General features: G+C 71.3%; 11 protein-coding genes. 4 read left to right on the top strand and 7 right to left on the bottom strand.

The features are described from left to right. Positions 1-36 precede the first annotated feature (36 nt). Genes ACIGXX_RS07890 through ACIGXX_RS07920 form a run of 7 tightly spaced genes read right to left on the bottom strand, consistent with a single transcriptional unit; the run spans position 37 to position 11,758 of the window. Positions 37-879, bottom strand: coding sequence for a phytanoyl-CoA dioxygenase family protein (locus tag ACIGXX_RS07890; protein WP_351160815.1), 843 nt, complete (start codon positions 877-879; stop codon positions 37-39). Continuing rightward, positions 876-2,714 carry a non-ribosomal peptide synthetase gene (locus ACIGXX_RS07895; protein WP_399973695.1) on the bottom strand — a complete coding sequence of 613 codons (1,839 nt, stop codon included), beginning with the start codon at positions 2,712-2,714 and terminating at the stop codon, positions 876-878. Before ACIGXX_RS07895 ends, ACIGXX_RS07890 begins: the two co-directional genes overlap by 4 nt. After that, a complete protein-coding gene (locus tag ACIGXX_RS07900) occupies positions 2,707-6,657 on the bottom strand; it encodes an amino acid adenylation domain-containing protein (protein ID WP_399973698.1) in 3,951 nt (1,316 codons plus the stop codon). The genes ACIGXX_RS07895 and ACIGXX_RS07900 overlap by 8 nt, the downstream gene beginning before the upstream one ends. Then, entirely contained in the window at positions 6,654-7,691 is a 1,038-nt protein-coding gene (locus tag ACIGXX_RS07905) for a TauD/TfdA family dioxygenase (protein WP_351160823.1), read from the bottom strand. Before ACIGXX_RS07905 ends, ACIGXX_RS07900 begins: the two co-directional genes overlap by 4 nt. Next, positions 7,688-9,544 carry a B12-binding domain-containing radical SAM protein gene (locus ACIGXX_RS07910; RefSeq protein ID WP_399973702.1) on the bottom strand — a complete coding sequence of 619 codons (1,857 nt, stop codon included), beginning with the start codon at positions 9,542-9,544 and terminating at the stop codon, positions 7,688-7,690. The genes ACIGXX_RS07905 and ACIGXX_RS07910 overlap by 4 nt, the downstream gene beginning before the upstream one ends. Before the next feature lie 5 nt (positions 9,545-9,549). Further along, complete coding sequence (locus ACIGXX_RS07915; RefSeq protein ID WP_351160829.1) at positions 9,550-10,365, bottom strand: hypothetical protein; 816 nt, start codon at positions 10,363-10,365, stop codon at positions 9,550-9,552. Between the two features lie 31 nt (positions 10,366-10,396). After that, the gene (locus ACIGXX_RS07920) at positions 10,397-11,758 is read right to left on the bottom strand and encodes a B12-binding domain-containing radical SAM protein (protein WP_351160832.1); all 1,362 of its coding nucleotides are present in this window, start codon (positions 11,756-11,758) and stop codon (positions 10,397-10,399) included. Positions 11,759-12,054: 296 nt separating this feature from the next. Between ACIGXX_RS07920 and ACIGXX_RS07925 the strand changes: the two genes are divergently transcribed. Genes ACIGXX_RS07925 through ACIGXX_RS07940 form a run of 4 tightly spaced genes read left to right on the top strand, consistent with a single transcriptional unit; the run spans position 12,055 to position 17,169 of the window. Then, positions 12,055-13,347: an MFS transporter gene (locus ACIGXX_RS07925; RefSeq protein ID WP_366462652.1), complete on the top strand. Its 1,293-nt coding sequence runs from the start codon at positions 12,055-12,057 to the stop codon at positions 13,345-13,347. Then, positions 13,344-16,703 (top strand): amino acid adenylation domain-containing protein, encoded by a 3,360-nt coding sequence (locus tag ACIGXX_RS07930; RefSeq protein WP_399973706.1) that lies wholly within the window; start codon positions 13,344-13,346, stop codon positions 16,701-16,703. Before ACIGXX_RS07925 ends, ACIGXX_RS07930 begins: the two co-directional genes overlap by 4 nt. Further along, positions 16,703-16,927, top strand: a complete 225-nt coding sequence (locus ACIGXX_RS07935) for an MbtH family NRPS accessory protein (protein ID WP_351160839.1) — start codon at positions 16,703-16,705, stop codon at positions 16,925-16,927. The genes ACIGXX_RS07930 and ACIGXX_RS07935 overlap by 1 nt, the downstream gene beginning before the upstream one ends. Beyond that, on the top strand, positions 16,924-17,169 hold the full coding sequence (locus ACIGXX_RS07940; protein ID WP_351160841.1) for a hypothetical protein: 246 nt from the start codon (positions 16,924-16,926) through the stop codon (positions 17,167-17,169). The genes ACIGXX_RS07935 and ACIGXX_RS07940 overlap by 4 nt, the downstream gene beginning before the upstream one ends. Positions 17,170-17,174: the final 5 nt, after the last annotated feature.

Genomic DNA, 17,174 nt, shown 5'->3' on the forward strand with positions numbered 1-17,174 from the left:
ACCCCGCATCCATGCTCAACCCCGAGGCGGCCCGCCTCAGCCCGTCTCCAGGGTGAGACGGTCGTCCCACTTCGGCTTCAGCTGGTCCGTCTTGCGGCCCACCAGGAACTCGGGGCGCGTCGGACGAGGCGGGGCGTTGTCGACGGAGTTGTACGACACCATCAGCAGCGCCCGCCGGTCCGCCGACGCGTTGTCCGACGACGAGTGCACGATGTTCGGGTGGAAGGCCTGGATCGCGCCCGCCCGGCCCGTCGCACGCTCGCTGCCGAAGGACGTGACCAGCTCTCGGGCGCGGTCGGGCTCCATCGTGTGCTCGGGATCGGCCTCGAAGTTCTTGCGCCAGTCCCCCTTGCCGCCCGGCGTGATCTTGCCGGGGCCGAGGTACCCCAGACGATGGGATCCGGGTACGAGGATCAGCGGGCCGTTGTTCTCGTGGACGTCGTCCAGCGGGACGGCGAGGGTGACCGCCGCGGGCCGCGGCAAGCCGTCCTCCGCGTTCCAGAAGGCGAAGTCCTGGTGCCACGGCCATGCCTGGCCCTCACGGGCCTGCTTCAGGTTCACCTTGAACTGGTAGACGTAGACGGGCGTCCCCGTCAGCGCCTCGGCCAGCGCGAGGAGATAGGGGTGTCGGACGAGCGCCGCGTACGCCTCGTCGAACTCGTGGCAGCCGTGCACCGCGCGGACAGCGGTGCTGTCCCTCTCGTGCACCACCTCCGGCCCTCCTCGGTCGATGACGGCCTCCAGGCTGTCGCGGAGCAGGTCGACCGAGGGGGCGGTGAAACGGTACGGAGAGCGGCACCAGCCCTTCGCCTCGTACTCCGCGATCAGGTCCGCCAGATGCCCGTCGTCCGCCAGATGTCCGTCGTCAGTGTCGATCACGAATCCAGCCTCACCGGTTGTTGGGACAGGTCCGATCGCTCGCCGATCCACTCGGCCATCGCGGAGATCGTCGGCCGCGAGACGAACGTCTCCAGATCCGCGTACGCGCCGAAGCGCTCGTTGATCCGGGAGATCAGCACCGCGGCCAGCAGCGAAGTGCCGCCCAGCTGGAAGAAGTTGTCGTTGTACGCGATGTCCTTCGCGTCCAGGACGTGCTCCCACAGGAGCCTGAGCCCCTGCTGTACGCCGTCCTCGGCCGAGCTGGCGCCGCTGCCCGTGACCGTCAGCTCGCGCGCGGCCAGTGCCTGGCGGTCGAGCTTGCCGCTGGGGGTGAGCGGCAGCCGGTCCACCGGGACGAACGCCACCGGCAGCATGTACTCGGGCAGGGCCTCGGCGAGCCGGTCCCTGAGGTCGCCGGGCAGCGGCGTCTCTCCCACGACGTAGGCGACGAGACGCTTGCCCGCCGTGGGACTCTCGTTCACCACGACCGCGGCGTCGGCCGCCTCCGGCAGGGCCCTGACCGCCGACTCGATCTCACCGAGCTCCACGCGGTAGCCGCGGATCTTGACCTGCCCGTCGTCGCGGCCGAGGAAGTGGATCCGCCCCTGCGCGTCGACCCGGCCCATGTCGCCGGTCCGGTACACCCGCGATCCCGCGGGCCCCAGCGGATCGGGCGTGAAACGCTCCGCGGACAGGCCGGGCCGGTTGAGGTAGCCGCGGGCGAGCACCGGGCCGCCGATGACGATCTCACCGGTGACCCCCGCCGGGACCGGGTTGTCCTGCCCGTCCACGACCCGCACGCGCGCGGCGTCGATGGACCGGCCGATGGGAGCGCGCTCCGGCCAGGACGCGGGCTCGCCGGGCAGCCGCAGGGCCGTCACGTTGTGCGTCTCCGACGGTCCGTACTGATTGTGCAGCGCGACATCCGGAAGGGCGCCGAAGAACTGCCGCACGGCGGGAGTGACGTAGAGCTGCTCACCGCCGCAGACGACCTCGCGGAGCGAGCGCGGATGGCCACCCACGTCCTGTGCGGTGTGGGCGAGCGACTGAAGGGCCACGAACGGCATGAACACGCGGTGCACCCGCTGCTCGTCGAGGAAGCGCAGCAGCCGGTGGGAGTCCCGGCGTATCTCCTCGTCGATCAGCACCAGGCAGCCGCCCGTGCCCCAGGTGCTGAACATCTCCTCGAAGTGCACGTCGAAGCTCGCCGCCGCGAACTGGAGGGTCCGGTCGCCGATGCCGCATGTGAACGTCTCGCGCTGCCAGCTGATCAGGTTGCGCAGCGGGCCGTGCGGCATGGCGACGCCCTTGGGCGTGCCCGTGGACCCCGACGTGTAGATGACGTACGCGAGGTCGTCGGTGCCGGCTGTGGAGACCGGAGCCTCCGGAGGGTTCGGGCTCGGGTCCGGGCCGGTCGTCAGGTCGTCGTCGAGCAGCACGACCTCCGTTCCGAGGGGCGCGGGCGGCAGCCCCGCGGGGGTGCGGTGCGTGAGCAGGACGCGCATGCCGCTGTCCCGCATCATGAAGTCGAGCCGGGCCTCCGGGTAGGCGTGATCCAGAGGCATGTACGCGGCGTCGGCGCGCAGCGCGGCCAGGATGGCGACCGGGAGCCGGAAGGACCGGTCGGTGCGGACGCCGACGACCGTGCCCGCGACGGAGAGGCGTCGCAGGCGCGTGGCCAACTCGTCCGCCGCACGGCCGAGTTCCTCGTACGACAGCCGGCGCCCCCGGTACTCCACCGCGGGCAGGTCGGGCCACGCGCGCCGCGTGTCGTCGAAGTACCGCAGCACTGTTCCCTGAGGCGGGGACGGCGTGGCACGGGTCTCGTCAGGCATGAGGGACGTCCGCCTCCTGAAGGGTCTTCTCCATCTCCGCCGCCAGGCCGGACACGAACGGCTCGTCCAGCATGGAGTAGTGGTCACCGGCCAGGACCCGTGGCGGGGCGAGGGCCGAGCACAGGTCCGCCCAGGCCGCACCCGCCGTCGCCCGTACCCGTGGATCGCTCTCCTGCGCCTGGAACAGGGCCGTCGGACCGTCGTAGGGCGCCGGTCGGTAGCGCAGGGCCGCGCGCCCGTGCGCGTCCTCCGGCGCCGATCCGGCGTCGGCCGGGAGCTGGTCGCCCAGGTAGCTGTCGACGAGGATCAGCATGGCGACCCGCTCTCCCAGCCGCGTGAGCCGCCGGGCCATCTCGTAGGCGACGAGGCCACCCATGGACCAGCCCATCAGGAGGTACGGGCCGTGCGGCCGGACCTCGCGGACCACCGCGAGGTGGCGCTCCGCGAGTGCCTCGACGTCGGTCTCCGGAGTCCGCCCCTGCCCGGTCTCTCCCTGTTGCGCGCCATCGGTGCCATCGGAGCCATCGGCGCCGTCGTGCAGGGCGTACAGCGGGCGCCGGAGCACGGACCCATCGGTGAGGTTCCGGAAGCCGATGGCGTCCCCGCCGCCGGGGTGGACGCAGAACAGCGGGGTTCCCTCGCCCCGGGTCTGGAGCGTGACGAGGTCACGTGGACGCTCGCCTGTGCCTGTGCCTGTGCCTGCGCCTGTGCCTGCGTCTCGGAGCAGTGCGGCAAGTGCCCTCGGCGTCGCGGGGTCGAGCGGTGGTCCGTCGAGGGCCGCCGTCTCCTCGAAGAGCACCGACACCGGCAGCTCGGCGGAGAAGGCCGCGTTGATCCTCGCGATCAGCCGCACCGCCAGGATCGAGTGGCCGCCGAGATCGAAGAAGACGTCGTCCGCTCCGACGGACGGGACCGAGAGCAGATCACCGAAGATGGCCGCGACACGCGCCTCCAGGCTGTCGCCGGGCGGCCGGACCGCTGTCCGTGCGCCGGGGTCGCGCGGGGCGTCGGCGGCGAGCAGCGCGTCGCGATCGGTCTTGCCGTTCGCCGTGAGGGGCAACCGGTCGAGCCAGACGTACGAGGCGGGGACCATGACGGCAGGCAGCCGCCCGCCGAGGTGGCCGCGCAGTTCGGAAGGCGCGACCGCGCCTTCGGCCGACGGCGAGAGGAACGCGGTGAGCAGGCCGCCGTCGCCACCGTCGGGCCCGAGCACCACCGCCGCGTCGCGAACGGCCGGGTGGTCGAGCAGCGCCCGCTCGATCTCGGCCGGTTCCACGCGGACACCGCGGACCTTGATCTGCTCGTCCCGGCGCCCGAGGCAGTGCAGCGACCCGTCAGGGGCGTAGTAGCCGACATCACCGGTCCGGTAGAGGCGTTCACCCGGCACATCGGAGAAGGGATGCGGTACGAAGCGTTCGGCCGATCCGGCCGGATCGGCGACGTAGCCGCGCGCGAGGCCGATGCCGCCCACGCAGATCTCCCCGAGCGCTCCGACCGGTACCGGGTCCAGGCGGCTGTCCAGGACGTGGATGTCGCCGCCGTCCACGGGCCGGCCGATGGGCACGTCACCGACCGCCGGGTCGTCGGCCGTGATCTCGTGGACGGCGCAGCCCACCGCGGCCTCCGTGGGCCCGTACTCGTTGAAGATCCGTGTGGTCGCCGCGTGTTCGCGCCAGGGCGCGATGTGCTCCCAGGAGAGGTTCTCGCCGCCGAGGACGAGCGAGTGCGCGACCCCGTGCGTGTCGGCGGGATCGAGCGCGTGGTTGATCACGCCCAGATGGGAGGGCGTCATCTTGAGCACGTCCAGACCGGCCCGTCGGCCCAGCTCACCGGTGAGGCCGAAGACGTCGCGCCAGGCCGGGTCCAGGTGCACCGTGCGTCCGCTGACCAGGGGCACGAACAGACTGGTCACCGTCATGTCGAAGGCCACGGAGGAGTGGACCATGGACCCCGTGCCGTTCTCGTGCACGTAGGTTCCGGCCGCCCAGAGCACGTAGTTGGCCAGGGCCCGGTGGGGCAGCATCACGCCCTTGGGGACGCCGGTGGAGCCGCTGGTGAACAGGATGTAGGCGAGGTTCTCCGGCGTCACCTCGGGCAGCGGCCCGACCGGTTGCTCCGGCGCCGGCTGTCCGTCGGCACGCAGGCAGCGGATCGTGCCCGCCTGGTCCTGCGGAGTGTCCGGTGCGGTGAGGATCAGGGAACACCCCGAGCGCGCCAGCATGTCCTCGGTCCGTGCCGCGGGCAGCTCCGGATCGAGCGGCAGATACGCGCCGCCCGCCTTGAGCACGCCGAGCATCGCCACCAGAAGGTGACGGGTGTGCCCGATGGACACCGCCACCGGCCGATCCGGCCCGACCCCGTGCTTCCGCAGCATCAGGGCCACTTGGCCGGCCTGTTCGTCCAACTGCCGGTAGGTCAGCCGGGCGCCGGGGTCCACGACCGCCACGGCGTCCGGTGACCGCCGGGCCTGCCGCTCGATGATCCGGTGCAGGCACGAGGGCGTCTGCCGGGTGGCACGGCCGTGGTCGGCCGCAACCCGTACGAGGTCACGGCTGTGGTCGTCGAGCACGCTGAGGGTGTCGAGCGGGGCCGAGGGGGCGGCGACGGCACCTTCCAGCAGGGTCAGGTACTGCCCGGCGATGCTCCGCACGTAGTCGGCGGGGAACTCGCCCTGGTGGTGGCGCCACACCAGCCGCAGGCAGTCGTAGCCCGTGATGCTCTCCAGCTTCAGCGCGCACGGCTCGGCCTCGACGTCGTCCCAGACCAAGGTGAAGGTGACGCCGTCGGCATGCTCGGCGGGTGTCTCCTCCTTCGCCTCGAACGCGGCCGTCCGGTCGGCGGGGGCGGTGGCGTACGCAGCCGGCAGGCGCTCCGCGGCACGCTCGGCGCGCGAACGCTCGCTCCGGACCTGGGCCAGGAGACCGGAGAACGTGGTGGCCGAGCCGGGCCCGGTGCGTACGGGCGACCAATGGGCGAAGGGACCGGCGCAATCGCTCAGATCGTCGTACGGGCGCCCCGGCAGGGCGGCGGCGACGGTGACGTCGGGCCGGTCGGTGACCCTGCGCAGGAGAGCCAGCAGGCAGGTGAGCAGCACGACGTCGGGCGTGACGCGGTGCTGCTTCGCACAGGCCCGGACGGCCCGCGCCAGCAGGGGCGGCACCGTGCGGTCCAGGCGCAGGACGTCGGTCCCGGTGTCCTGCCCGGCCCGCGGAGCACGGCGCAGGGGCAGGGCCAGTGGGCCGGGGTGCGGTGTGTCGACGCCATGGGCGGCGTCGTCGGACACCGGCTCGGCGGCGTCGACCTGGTGCTGCCATTGCGCGTACTGGATGTACTGCAGAGGTTCGGCGTCCGGTGATCGGCCGTCGTGGGCGAGGGCGAGCTCGGCCGGGAGGGCGCGCAGGGTCCGGCTGTCGGCGGACAGACCGGAGGCCGTGATCAGCAGCGCGTGCCGTTGGTCGGTGAGCCTGAGCAGGCGGGCGCGCAGCGGGGCGGCGTCGTCGATGCCCGCAGGCCGCAGACGCTCGGCCCGTACCTCGGCGTCCAGCTGCGCGGGGATGTCCGCGGGCGCGAACGCCCGCAGGTCCCGCACCGTCCACTCGACGCTTCCGCCGTTCCCTCCGCCGAGGTCCGCGAGCGCGGTGTTCGCCCCCGGTACACGGCGGTACCGGGCCCGCAGCGCACCATGGCGGGCGGTGACCGCGCGCAGCGCGTCGGCCAGCCGGTCCGGGTCGACGGCGCCGTCGACGTGGAGAAGCGCCTGTGCCCACCCCGGAGCTTGTGCCCACCCCGGCGCTCGTGCCCCTCCCGGCGCCTGCGCCCCTCCGAGGTCCGAGAATCCGTACGCCCGCCAGGTGCGCTGCTGCTGGAACGAGAGCCGGAACCCCTCGACCCGGTCGGCCGTCCCGCCCCGGTTCCCGTCTTCGGCGGTCTCCTGCCCCGTCATGTGAACCGCACCATGTCGCCCATGGCCACCAGGAGTTCGCGTGGGCCGCGGAAGGGGTTGCGGGCATGCGCGACCAGGATGTTGTCGAGCACCAGGACATCGCCCCTCTCCCAGGGGAAGCAGACTTCGAGCTCGGCGTACACCCGGCACATCTCGGCCATGGCCTCGTCCGGGATCACGGAGCCGTCGCCGAAGTGGCACTGGCGCGGCAGCGTCTCCGGGGTGTGGGTGGCCTCCAGCGCCGCCCGGGTCGCGGGGGCCAGGCAGGCAGGGTGCCAGTGCTGGGCCTGACAGATCCAGGACCACACGCCGGTTCGCGGATGCCGGACGGCTGCCGGGCGTACCGCCTCGGTGCGCAGCCGGTCGCCGTCCCAGGTGGAACGCAGGCCCTGCTCGGCGCAGCGTGCCTCGGCCGTGTGCCGGTCGTCGGTGCGCAGGACGTCACGCCAGTCGAGACCGAGCCCGGTGCCGTAGTTCCGGACGTACATCACGCCCTTGGCCAGGAACTCGGCCCGCAGGTCCGCGTCGAGCCGCCGGAACACCTCACGGCTGTCGACGATCGGGGTCTCGCCGCCGGAGGCGGCGGGCCGCGCACAGCAGAACATGATGCGGGCGGGCCCGGTGTCGTTGAAGGAGTTCTCGGTGTGCCACAGCAGCTTCTCCTCGGGCGGAAAGAACACCGGGGAGACGATGCTGCCGCTCAGCGAGGCACGGGGATGCTCGCCGTTGTCGCGGTACAACTGGTCGATGAGCGCGTCGGCGAGGCGTTCCAGGTCGTTCGTGGTGGTGACCGAGAACCCCCTGAGCAGCACGGCGCCGTGGTCGTCGAGGGCTTCGTCGAGCCACGCCCTCGAACGGGAGGCCCAGGCCGCGACATCGACGCCGGCGGCGGTGGGCCGGATGAGCAGGGGCGGTTCGCCCGGGGCGGCGAGCGGCGCGTGGGTGACGAGCGAGTCGGAGGTGAAGGTGAGGGGGGAGGGAACGGCCTGCCGGAGGCCCTCGGGGCCCGGCATGCCTCCGCGCGGTGTGTTCACGCGGGCTCCTCCTGGTGCAGGGCCCGGCCGAGGCGGTCGGCGGCGAGCAGATACAGGGCTTCGACGTCCCGGCCGGTGATCGAGGAGAACTGATGCGCCGTCTCGAAGGCCGGGTGGCGCACCAGCTTCTCGCGGTAGTCGGGCAGCGTGGCGCCCGACTGGAGCATCTGGAGCCATTGGCGGGTGCCGGGGTAGGGGCTGTTGACGTTGAGGGCGACGCAGCCGTCGGGGATGCAGCCCGCCCGGTGCAGTTCGGCGATGAGGTCGAGCGTCGTCAGCCGCTGCTCGGCCGTCTCCCCGAGTCCGAACTGCAAGGACGTGCCGACCCGGATCCCGGCCTCGCGGCACCAGTGCGCCACGCTGCGGAAGCGTCCGGTCCAGTCGCTCTCGGAGACCAGCAGCAGCTGCCGGACCTTCTGGACGCGTACGGCGTCGGGCTCGGCCGATTCGACGCCGAAGTACACGTAGCTGCAGCCGGCCGCCGCCATGCGCCGCAGGAGGTCGCGGTCCACGTCGTTGACGGTGGTCTGGCAGCCCCACTCGAAGGTGCCGTGCTCGGCCGCGAGGTCCTCCAGGAGGGTCAGGAACTCGGCGAGCCAGCGAGGATTCTGGGTGAAGGTGCTGTCGTCGAAGAACACCGCCTCGAAGCCCTGGTCGACGCGCAGCCGGATCTCCCCGATGACGTGCTGCGGGGACCGCTGGCGGATCTTGGGCTGTTCGTAGAGGAACGCGTCCGCGGATTCATGGCAGAAGGAGCACGCGTACTTGCACCCCAGACAGGCCATGACCTGCGCGGTGAGGCGGTGTCCGAAAACGGGGAAGCGGTTCTCGTGCGTCAGCCGGGTCACGTCGATGTACGGGAGCCGGTCGCCGTCGATCGGCACGCCGCTGAGCGGCATCGACTCGATGCGGCGCGTGCTCCAGTCGTACAGGAACAGGCTGCCCACGCCCGGCAGTTCGGCGATCCGGTCCTGGTCGGCGAGCAGGCGCTTCTTGACGGTCTCGGTGTCGGCCGGCAGGCAGTCCGCCACCACCTTGAGCACCTCGGGCAGCGCGAACGCGGAGTCGCCCGCGAACACGATGTCCATCAGCTCCCGTTCCTCGGGGCGGGCGAACGTCTGCAGGGCGGTGAGGCGGCCGAGTTGCTCCGCGCCGATCCGGAACTCGTCGTGGCTCTCCTGCCGGCGGCCGCTCATCTTGGCCACACGGTGCGAGGCCGCGCGGTAGGCGTCCGGGTTCACGGCGTCCTCGTGCTGGCCGCCGAGCAGGACGAGGGCCTGCGGGCACTCCTTCTTGACCGTCTCCGCGATGCGCAGGGCGAAGTGGTGGCCCTCGGAGAGGTTGCTGATGCCCACCACCACCGGGCGGTGCTCGCGCAGGCAGGCGACGAGCTCCTCCTCGAAGGCGGGGGAGTAGGCATGGGGGTTGAGGACGGCGACGACCTCGGGGACCCGCGTGCCGGGGAACTCGTCGATGCGCAGCATCCGGTCGAGGACGCAGGTCGCGTAGAGCAGCGGGGTCGGCATGCCGGGGAACGAGCCCGTCGCGCCTTCCTCGATGTGCGGGGCGCTGACGAAGAGCACCGGAAAGTACTTGAGGCGCCGTCGTTCTTCCCGGCGACGCGGGTCTTCGGGACCGGCCGTGGCCGGCCCGAGCCGGGCGGTGATCTCCTCCTCCACCGCGGCCTCGCGGAGCAGCGCTTCCTGCGAGACGGTGCGCGGGTCCTCGCCGTCGCCGGGACGCAGACGCCAGTGCTTCTCCTCCTCGTACAGCTCACGGTCTATTCGGTCCGCGCGTGCCTGGCGCACACGGCGCGCCAGGGCTTCCGGGACGGCGAGCGGTGCGGGGTCCATGGGTGTCACCCGCCCATCACACGGGAGACGTACGCGGCGACCTCGGGGTCCGCGAGCAGTCGGGTCCGGTCCACGGTGAACCCGGTGGTCGTGCCGCGCGGGTCGGCGGCGCAGGTGCCGACGCCCCCGGTGGCGGAGAGGACGGTCGTCGCCGGGGGCGCGTCCGGCGGCGGGGGCTGCGCGTCCGTCCAGGCGGCCGCGGCCAGGTAGGCGAGGTAGTGCGAGAAGCGGTCGGCGAGTTGCTGCCGCACCGCGGGGGCGACGTCTAGGCGCCGGCAGGCGGCGGCCACCGCCTCCTGGTAGGCCGTTTCCAGCGCCGCGGCGAGCGGCAGAACGTCCGCTCCGGTCGCCGCGGGTTCGCCGTCGCACGGCAGGGCCGCCGCGAGGGCGGTCTCGAGGTCCTGCGGGGAGAGCTGGGCGGCGAGCGTGCGGACGGCGGTGCGGTAGTCCTCGCCCAGGGTGTGGCTGTCGACGAGCACCGGATCGAAGGTGATCAGGGAGGGCTCGCCGAGCCCCAACATCCGTAACCGGTACGCCAGTTCGCGGGCCAGGCCGCTTCCCGCGCAGTGTCCGAGCACGGCGAGCACCGGTTGCCCGCGCTCCTTGACGGCCTCCAGCCAGGGCGTCACGTACTCGCCGGGCCCCTGCCGCAGGAGCGCTTCGACCGTGCAGTGATTCGGCACCCCCTCCAGTACATGCCTTCCGTCCAGGAAGGAGGCCAGGTCGGCGAAGCGGGCGTCCCCGCGCCCCGCGTCGAAGGCCACCGTGAGGATGAGGCCCGCGTCGCCCTGCCGCAGTACGTGCCATCGAGAAGAAGTCATGGTGCTCCCGTCTGTCCGGGGCCGCGGAAGGCTATACGTGGGCATCGGCCCAGAAGGTGCCGTACTCGTCGGCGGTGCCGGGGGCCGGCGCGGCACCGAAGTACGGGGTCTTGTCCATGGCCTGCGCGAACAGGTCCTGGCCCTCAAGGAACACGTCGTAGACCTGGTCCGGGGTGGCCTTGTCGGTGGCGAAGACGGGTGGCAGATCCTCGTGGTAAAGACGGAAGTCGCGGTGGAGCAGCTTCATCCCGAAACGCTCGGGGTGCTCGAACATGGCACTTCCCGGATAGGGCACGAGGCCGAAGAGATAGGTCGCCTGCAGCAGGTCCTCGTCGAGCAGTTCGCATACCCAGTCGATGCTGCGCCGCATGTCGTCGGTGCTCTGGTCGGGAAAGCCGTTCACGGTGAAGGAGCAGGCCGCGAGCCCGGCGTCCCTGACCTTCTTCAGGGTTTCCCTGGTCGCACTCAGCTTCATGTGGTGTTTGTGCGTCTCATGACTTTCCTGGACCGCGGTCTCCAGGCCGATCTCCACCCACTGGCAGCCGCTGCTCTTCAGCTTGCGCAATATGCGGTCATCGGTCAGACAATTCAGCCGGGTCTGGCAGTCGTAATTGATGTCGCCTTCCTGCTCCAGGAGTTCCAGGAGTTCGAGGGTGCGGTCCGGGTGCAGGGTGAAGGTTTCGTCGCCCCAGTAGATGTTGTGCCGACCGCCGTAGCGGGACCGGTAGGCGCGGATCTCTTTGAGAACGCGGTCCAGGGGGAAATAGTCGGGGCGTTGACCGATCGTCTGGATGGTGCAGAACGTGCACTTGTAAGGGCAGCCCAGGGCATAGACCTGGCGTAAGTAGCGGATGTCCTCGCCGGTGCTCGTGGGGAAAAGGTCCACTTTGGGGAAGGGGATGTCGGCGGGGAGCAGATGCGGATAAGTGGATTCCGTCCGGACGGTGGAGCCGTCGGAGCGCCGGTGCACCAGGTTGCCCACGCCGGACACGTCGCGTCCGTCGGTCAGGGCGTCCAGGAGCGCGGGCAGGGCATGCTCGCCGCGGTCGACCACGACGTAGTCGACGCTGGGGTGGGCGGCCACCTCGTGGGCCAGCGGTGTGGCGACGACCCCGCCGTAGACGATGTGGGCCGCGGGACTGATCCGCTTGACGGCGTCCGAGATCTCGTACGCGTAGCAGAGGTTCACGGTCATCGGGGAGAACAGATAGACGTCCGCGGGGTGCCGGCGCACGGCCGCCTCCACGGCGTCCACGGCCAGGTGCCCCGGTCGCGTGAACGCGTCCGGATCGGTGTAGAGATCGACCACGTCGATGTCGGTGTAGCCGTGCGCGACGAGTACTCCGCCCAGCCAGTGCATCCAGTGCGGAAGCTCCCACATGTTCTTTCGCATGTGGTCGAGCCCCGGGTGGGCCGCATGGTACTGAATGTCGAAGTTCCGCCAGAAGTCTTTGCGCTGAGCAATAGGAACGGTAGACATGGGCGTATGCACAAAAGCGACCCGCAATTTCTCTCCAGGCAAGAGGCGGTTGGGGGTGCGTACAGACGTACCAAGCGAAATTGAATGTTTAGCATGTGTGACGGAGCACCGTCAAGAAGGCGCATCAAGGGGGCTTGATCCAGGCGTCCTTGACGGCCCTCTGGGCGTGTGATCTACTGCCCGTCGGCAGATCTGGATTGGGGGAACCCGTGCCGTCAGGGGAACTGTCCGAGGATCAGGATCAGGCACGGCCGACGGGTACGGAGGGCAGTTCGCCCTCTTTATGGAGCAACCCCGCGTATCGCATTTTCTTAGGCGTTCAGACCCTTTCCGCGCTCGGTGACTCCTTCTCTTATGTCGCGTTGCCGCTGTTGGTGCTGCACAGCACGGGTTCGGTCCTCCAAATGGGTCTCGTCACCGGCCTCACCGGTGTCGCGTCGATCCTGACCGGCCTGTTCGCCGGAGTCGTGGCCGACCGCTTCGACCGCAGACGGCTCCTCATGCTTGCCGACGGGGCGCGCTGCCTGCTCTACCTCGTGATCCCCCTCGCGTGGATCTCCGCGACGCCCGTCTGGCTGATCTACACCGTCGTCCCCATCGCGGGATGCTTCTCGATGCTTTTCCAGGTCACCTACGTGACCGTGGTGCCGGCCATCGTTCAACCGGATCAGATCACCAGGGCCAACGGCCACATGTACGCGACGTACGCGGTCGCCAGCGTCGCCGGACCCGCGCTCGCGGGTTTCGTGGCCTCGTCCGCGGGTCCCGCCGCCGCGATCGGCATCGACTCCGCGACCTTCGCGGTCTCCGCCCTGGGTGTTCTGCTGGTGAAGTTCAACGGCAGGCCGCGCACGTCCGAATCCGCCCAACACGGCTCCATCCGCAACGAGTTCCTGGCCGGCGCGAAGTTCCTGTGGCTGCACCCCGTGCTGCGTCCCCTGACGCTCCTGCTCTCGCTGATCACCTTCCTCATCTACGGCCTGACCGACCTCGTCATCTACCTGGTCAAGGACGAGCTGAACCGCCCGGACACCACGGTCGGCTATGTGCTGACGGCCGGGACCGTCGGCTCGTTCATCGCCTCCGCGGTGGTCGCCCGGGTGCGCCGACGGTTCGCGTTCGGCGCGACCTGGATCTGCGCGTTCTCGGTCGCGGGGTTCGCCGTCGCCGGGATCGGCCTGTCCGGGAGCGTCCCCGTGATCGCCGTCCTGATGACGATCACCCTGATGTGCACCGGCATCGCCGGCATCTCCTCCATGTCGCTGCGTCAGGAAGTGACGCCCAGTCATCTGCTCGGCCGCGTCACGTCCGCCTTCTGGACCATTCACACGGCGCTCGGGCCGATCGGTGCGGCCATCACCACCGCGGCCGCCGCCGGAGCCGGGGTCACCACGATCTGTCTCGTCATCGGTGTCGCCGTCCTGGCCATCGCGCTGACCGGCATGCTGACCGGCATCGCCCGGCCCCACGCCGCCGACCGCCCGGCAGGAGAGGTCGCATGAGCTTCGGCACCCCCGGCACCCGGCCCCTGTCCGGCTCTACGGCGCCGTCGGCGACGGACACGCTCTCCCCGGTCCAGGAGAGCTTCTGGTTCCTGGACCGGATGCATCCCGGCACCGCGCTCTACAACGCGTGCTCGGCGATCCGCCTGAGGGGCCCGCTCGACGCCGGCGCGACCGCCGGCGCCGTGCGGGAGATCGTCCGCAGGCACGACGTCCTGCGCGCGAGCTTCCCGGCCGACGGCGGCGTACCCCGCACCCGCGTCGCGTCCGAACTGCCGCTGACCACGGCCCTGATCGACCTGACCGGGCTGCGCCCCGAGCGCCGCGCCGCCGAGACCCACCGCCTCGCCGAGGAGCACGCGCGACGCCCCTTCGACCTGGAATCCGGCCCTCTGATACGCACGGTCCTGCTGCGCTCGGCCGACGACGACCACACCCTGCTGCTCAACTGGCACCACATCGTCAGCGACGGCTGGTCCCGGCAGGTGTTCCTCGACGAATTCCTCGAACTCGTCGGCGCACAGGCCGAGTTCCGCGAGCCCGACCTGTCCCCACTGTCCGTTCAGTACGCCGACCTCGTCGCCCGGCGTCGGCACCTGAGCGCCGGTCACCCCGTGTACGACGCCGAACTGGCATACTGGCGCGCGCGACTTTCGGCACTTCCCGACGTCCGGCGACTGCCCCCGGACCGCACGCCCTCCGACCGGTCGACGCCTCCCGCTGCCACCGCGCGCCGCACGCTCGATCCTGAACTGATGGGTCGCATAAGGGATTTGGCCCGCGCCGAGCGCGGCACCCCCTTCATGGTGCTCCTCACCGGCTTCGTGATCGCGCTCTCGCGCCACATGGACCAGGACGATGTCCTGGTCGGTACGCCGAGCGCCCTGCGGGAGGACGTCGACGCCGACCTGCTGATCGGCCCCTTCCTCAACATGCTCGCCCTGCGCACCGACCTGTCGGGCGACCCGACCGTGCGCCAGGCCCTGGCCCGGGTGCGCCAGACCTGCCTGGGGGCCTACGAACACCAGACGGTCTCCTTCCAGGACGTCGTGTCCGCCCTCGACACGGAGCGCGGCGACGGCGACGGCGACGGTCAGTTCTTCGGCGTCACCTTCCAGTACATCGCTGCGCCCTCCACCCGCACCGGACCCGGCGCCCTGACCGCGAGCGCCGAGGAGGTGGACATCGGCGTCGCCAAGTTCGACCTGACCGTCGACGTGTTCGCCGAAGAGGGGCGTACGGACGTCCTCGCCCACTACGACAGCGGGCTCTACCGCGCGGAGACCGTCGACGGGCTGCTCCGCCTGTGGCGGTCCGTGCTCGACGACATGACCCGGGACCCGGAACAGCCCGTCGGCCTGACGGGAGCGCTCGGCTCCGAGGACCGCGCGCTGCTGCTCGGCGCCGCGACGGGAGTGCCGGTCGCGTCCGACGCGTCCGCCGGGTCCGTCGCAGAAGGCTGCGTGCTCGACGTGTTCGAGCAGTGGGCCGACCGCACGCCCGACGCCCCCGCCTTGGTGCACGGCGACACCCGGCTCACCTACGGCGAACTCGACCGCGCGGCCAACCGCCTTGCCCACCGGCTGCTCGGCGAGGGCGTCACCCCCGGGTCCCGCGTCGGCATCTACATGGAGCGCTCCGCCGAGAGCGTCGTCGCGGTCCTCGCGGTGTGGAAGGCGGGCGCCGCCCATGTGCCGCTCGACCTCGACAGCCCCGCCTCCCGCCGCGCGATGATCGTCGCCGACGCCGGGGTGGAGGTGGTGGTCACCCAGGGGTCGATCGTCGCCGACCTGGCCGGCGATCCCGTACGCAGCCTGATGGCAGGACCGGACGGCGGTGTCCCGGGCGGGGCCGCCCGCGCGGACAGCGCCGGCACCCCCGGCACCCGGCCCGAGCGCGACCTCGGACCTGACAGCCTCTGTTATGTCATGTATACGTCGGGCTCGACGGGGCGCCCGAAGGGCGTCATGGCCACCCACGGATCGCTCCGGCGCATCCAGCTCGCGTGGGAGCACGCCTTCGCCCTGCGCGGCCGCATCCGGGCCCATCTGCAGATGGCCAACTTCAGCTTCGACGGGTACCTCGGCGAGCTCGTCCGCTGCGTCGGGTCCGGCGCCACCCTCGTGGTCTGCCCCCGCGAAACGCTGCTCCTTCCGGCCCGGCTGCTGCGGCTGATGCGCGAGGAGGGCGTCGACGTGGCCGACTTCGTGCCCACGGTGCTGCGGACCCTGGCCGCGCACGTCGCCGAAAGCCGCGCCGACCTGGCCTTCCTCAAGCTGCTCATCGTCGGCTCGGACACCTTCCCCGCCGACGAGCTGGCGAGGATCCGCGGGCTGTGCGGACCGGAAACAGACGTGGTCAACTGCTACGGGCTGACCGAAGGCACCATCGACAGCACCTACTTCACCGTCGGCGCCGATGACCACGACACCCGGTGCGTGCTCATCGGCACCCCCCTGCCCGGCACCGAGGCCTATCTCCTCGACGACCGGATGCGCCTGGTGCCCCCGGGTGTGCCCGGCACCCTGTACATCGCGGGCCCCACCCTCAGCCGCGGCTACCTCGGCGCCCCGGGCCGCACCGCCGACGCCTTCGTGCCGCACCCCTTCGCCTCCCGGCCCGGCGAGCGGATGTACCGGACCGGCGACCGCGGCCGCTACCGCCACGGGCCACAAGGCCTGCGCATCGAGTTCCTCGGCCGCCGCGACCACCAGCTCAAGGTGCGCGGCTACCGCGTCGAACTCGGCGAGATCGAGGCCGCGTTCCGCCGCTCCCCGCACGTCCGCGACGCCGTCGTCCTCACCGAGGGGGAGCCGGACGCGAAGCGAGTCCACGCCTACCTCGTACCGAAGGCCGGGCAGGACGGCGTGGACTGGCACGGCGTGCTGCGCGAGCACCTGCCGCTCTACATGCTGCCCGACCGCCTGGTGCTCCTGACCGAGCTCCCGCTCACCCCGAACGGCAAGCTCGACCGCGCCGCGCTTGCGGGAGCCGTCGGCACCGAGGTCGCCCCGCCCGGCACCTCACGGCCGGCCCGCACCCCGGTCGAGCACACCCTGCTCGACCTGTGGCGCACCGCGCTGCGGCGCGCGGACATCGGCGTCAACGACGACTTCTTCAGCCACGGCGGTGACTCACTCATGGTGATGCGAGTGATCGCCGCCGCTCATGACACCTGGGGCGTGGACATCACCGTCCGGGCCTTCTTCCGTGCTTCGACGGTGGCCCGCCTTGCGCCACTGGTCGAGCAGTTGCTCGCCGAGCCCGCCACCGACGGCGGGACGGACGAAGGACCGGGCCGGCTCGACCGGATCGTGCCGGTCGCCCGCCAACGCATCGTGTACGAGGAGGGCTAGTGACGGCTGGACCGCACGGCGGCGACCCGGACGGATACCGGGTGGTCGTCAACCACGAGGAGCAGTACTCGATCTGGCCCGCGGGACGGGAGCGGCCGGCGGGCTGGGACGACACCGGGCACGGCGGGACGCGCGAGGAGTGCCTGGCGTACATCGAGACCGTGTGGACCGATATGCGGCCGCTGAGCCTGCGCCGCCGGATCGAGCGGGAGGCCGCGGGATGACGCCGTACTACCTGGGCTGCCTCCTCGGCGATGTGCGCGGCTTCGCCGGCTGGGCCGCATCGGCGGCCGGGGAACAGCGCGACCTGCCCGACGACACCGTGGTGTACCTGCGCGACGACCTGGCCGTCGTACGGCACCCGGTCCAGGCCGACCAAGGGGTGCTGTGGGAGGCGTCCACGCCGCAGTGGCGTGCCTTCTGCGCCGACGAGCTGCGGTTCGAGCCGCCCGCCGGGCGGGAGTGACGGCC

The sequence above is a fragment of the Streptomyces sp. NPDC055243 genome, assembly GCF_044544025.1.
In the GTDB taxonomy this organism is placed as follows: Bacteria; Actinomycetota; Actinomycetes; order Streptomycetales; family Streptomycetaceae; genus Streptomyces.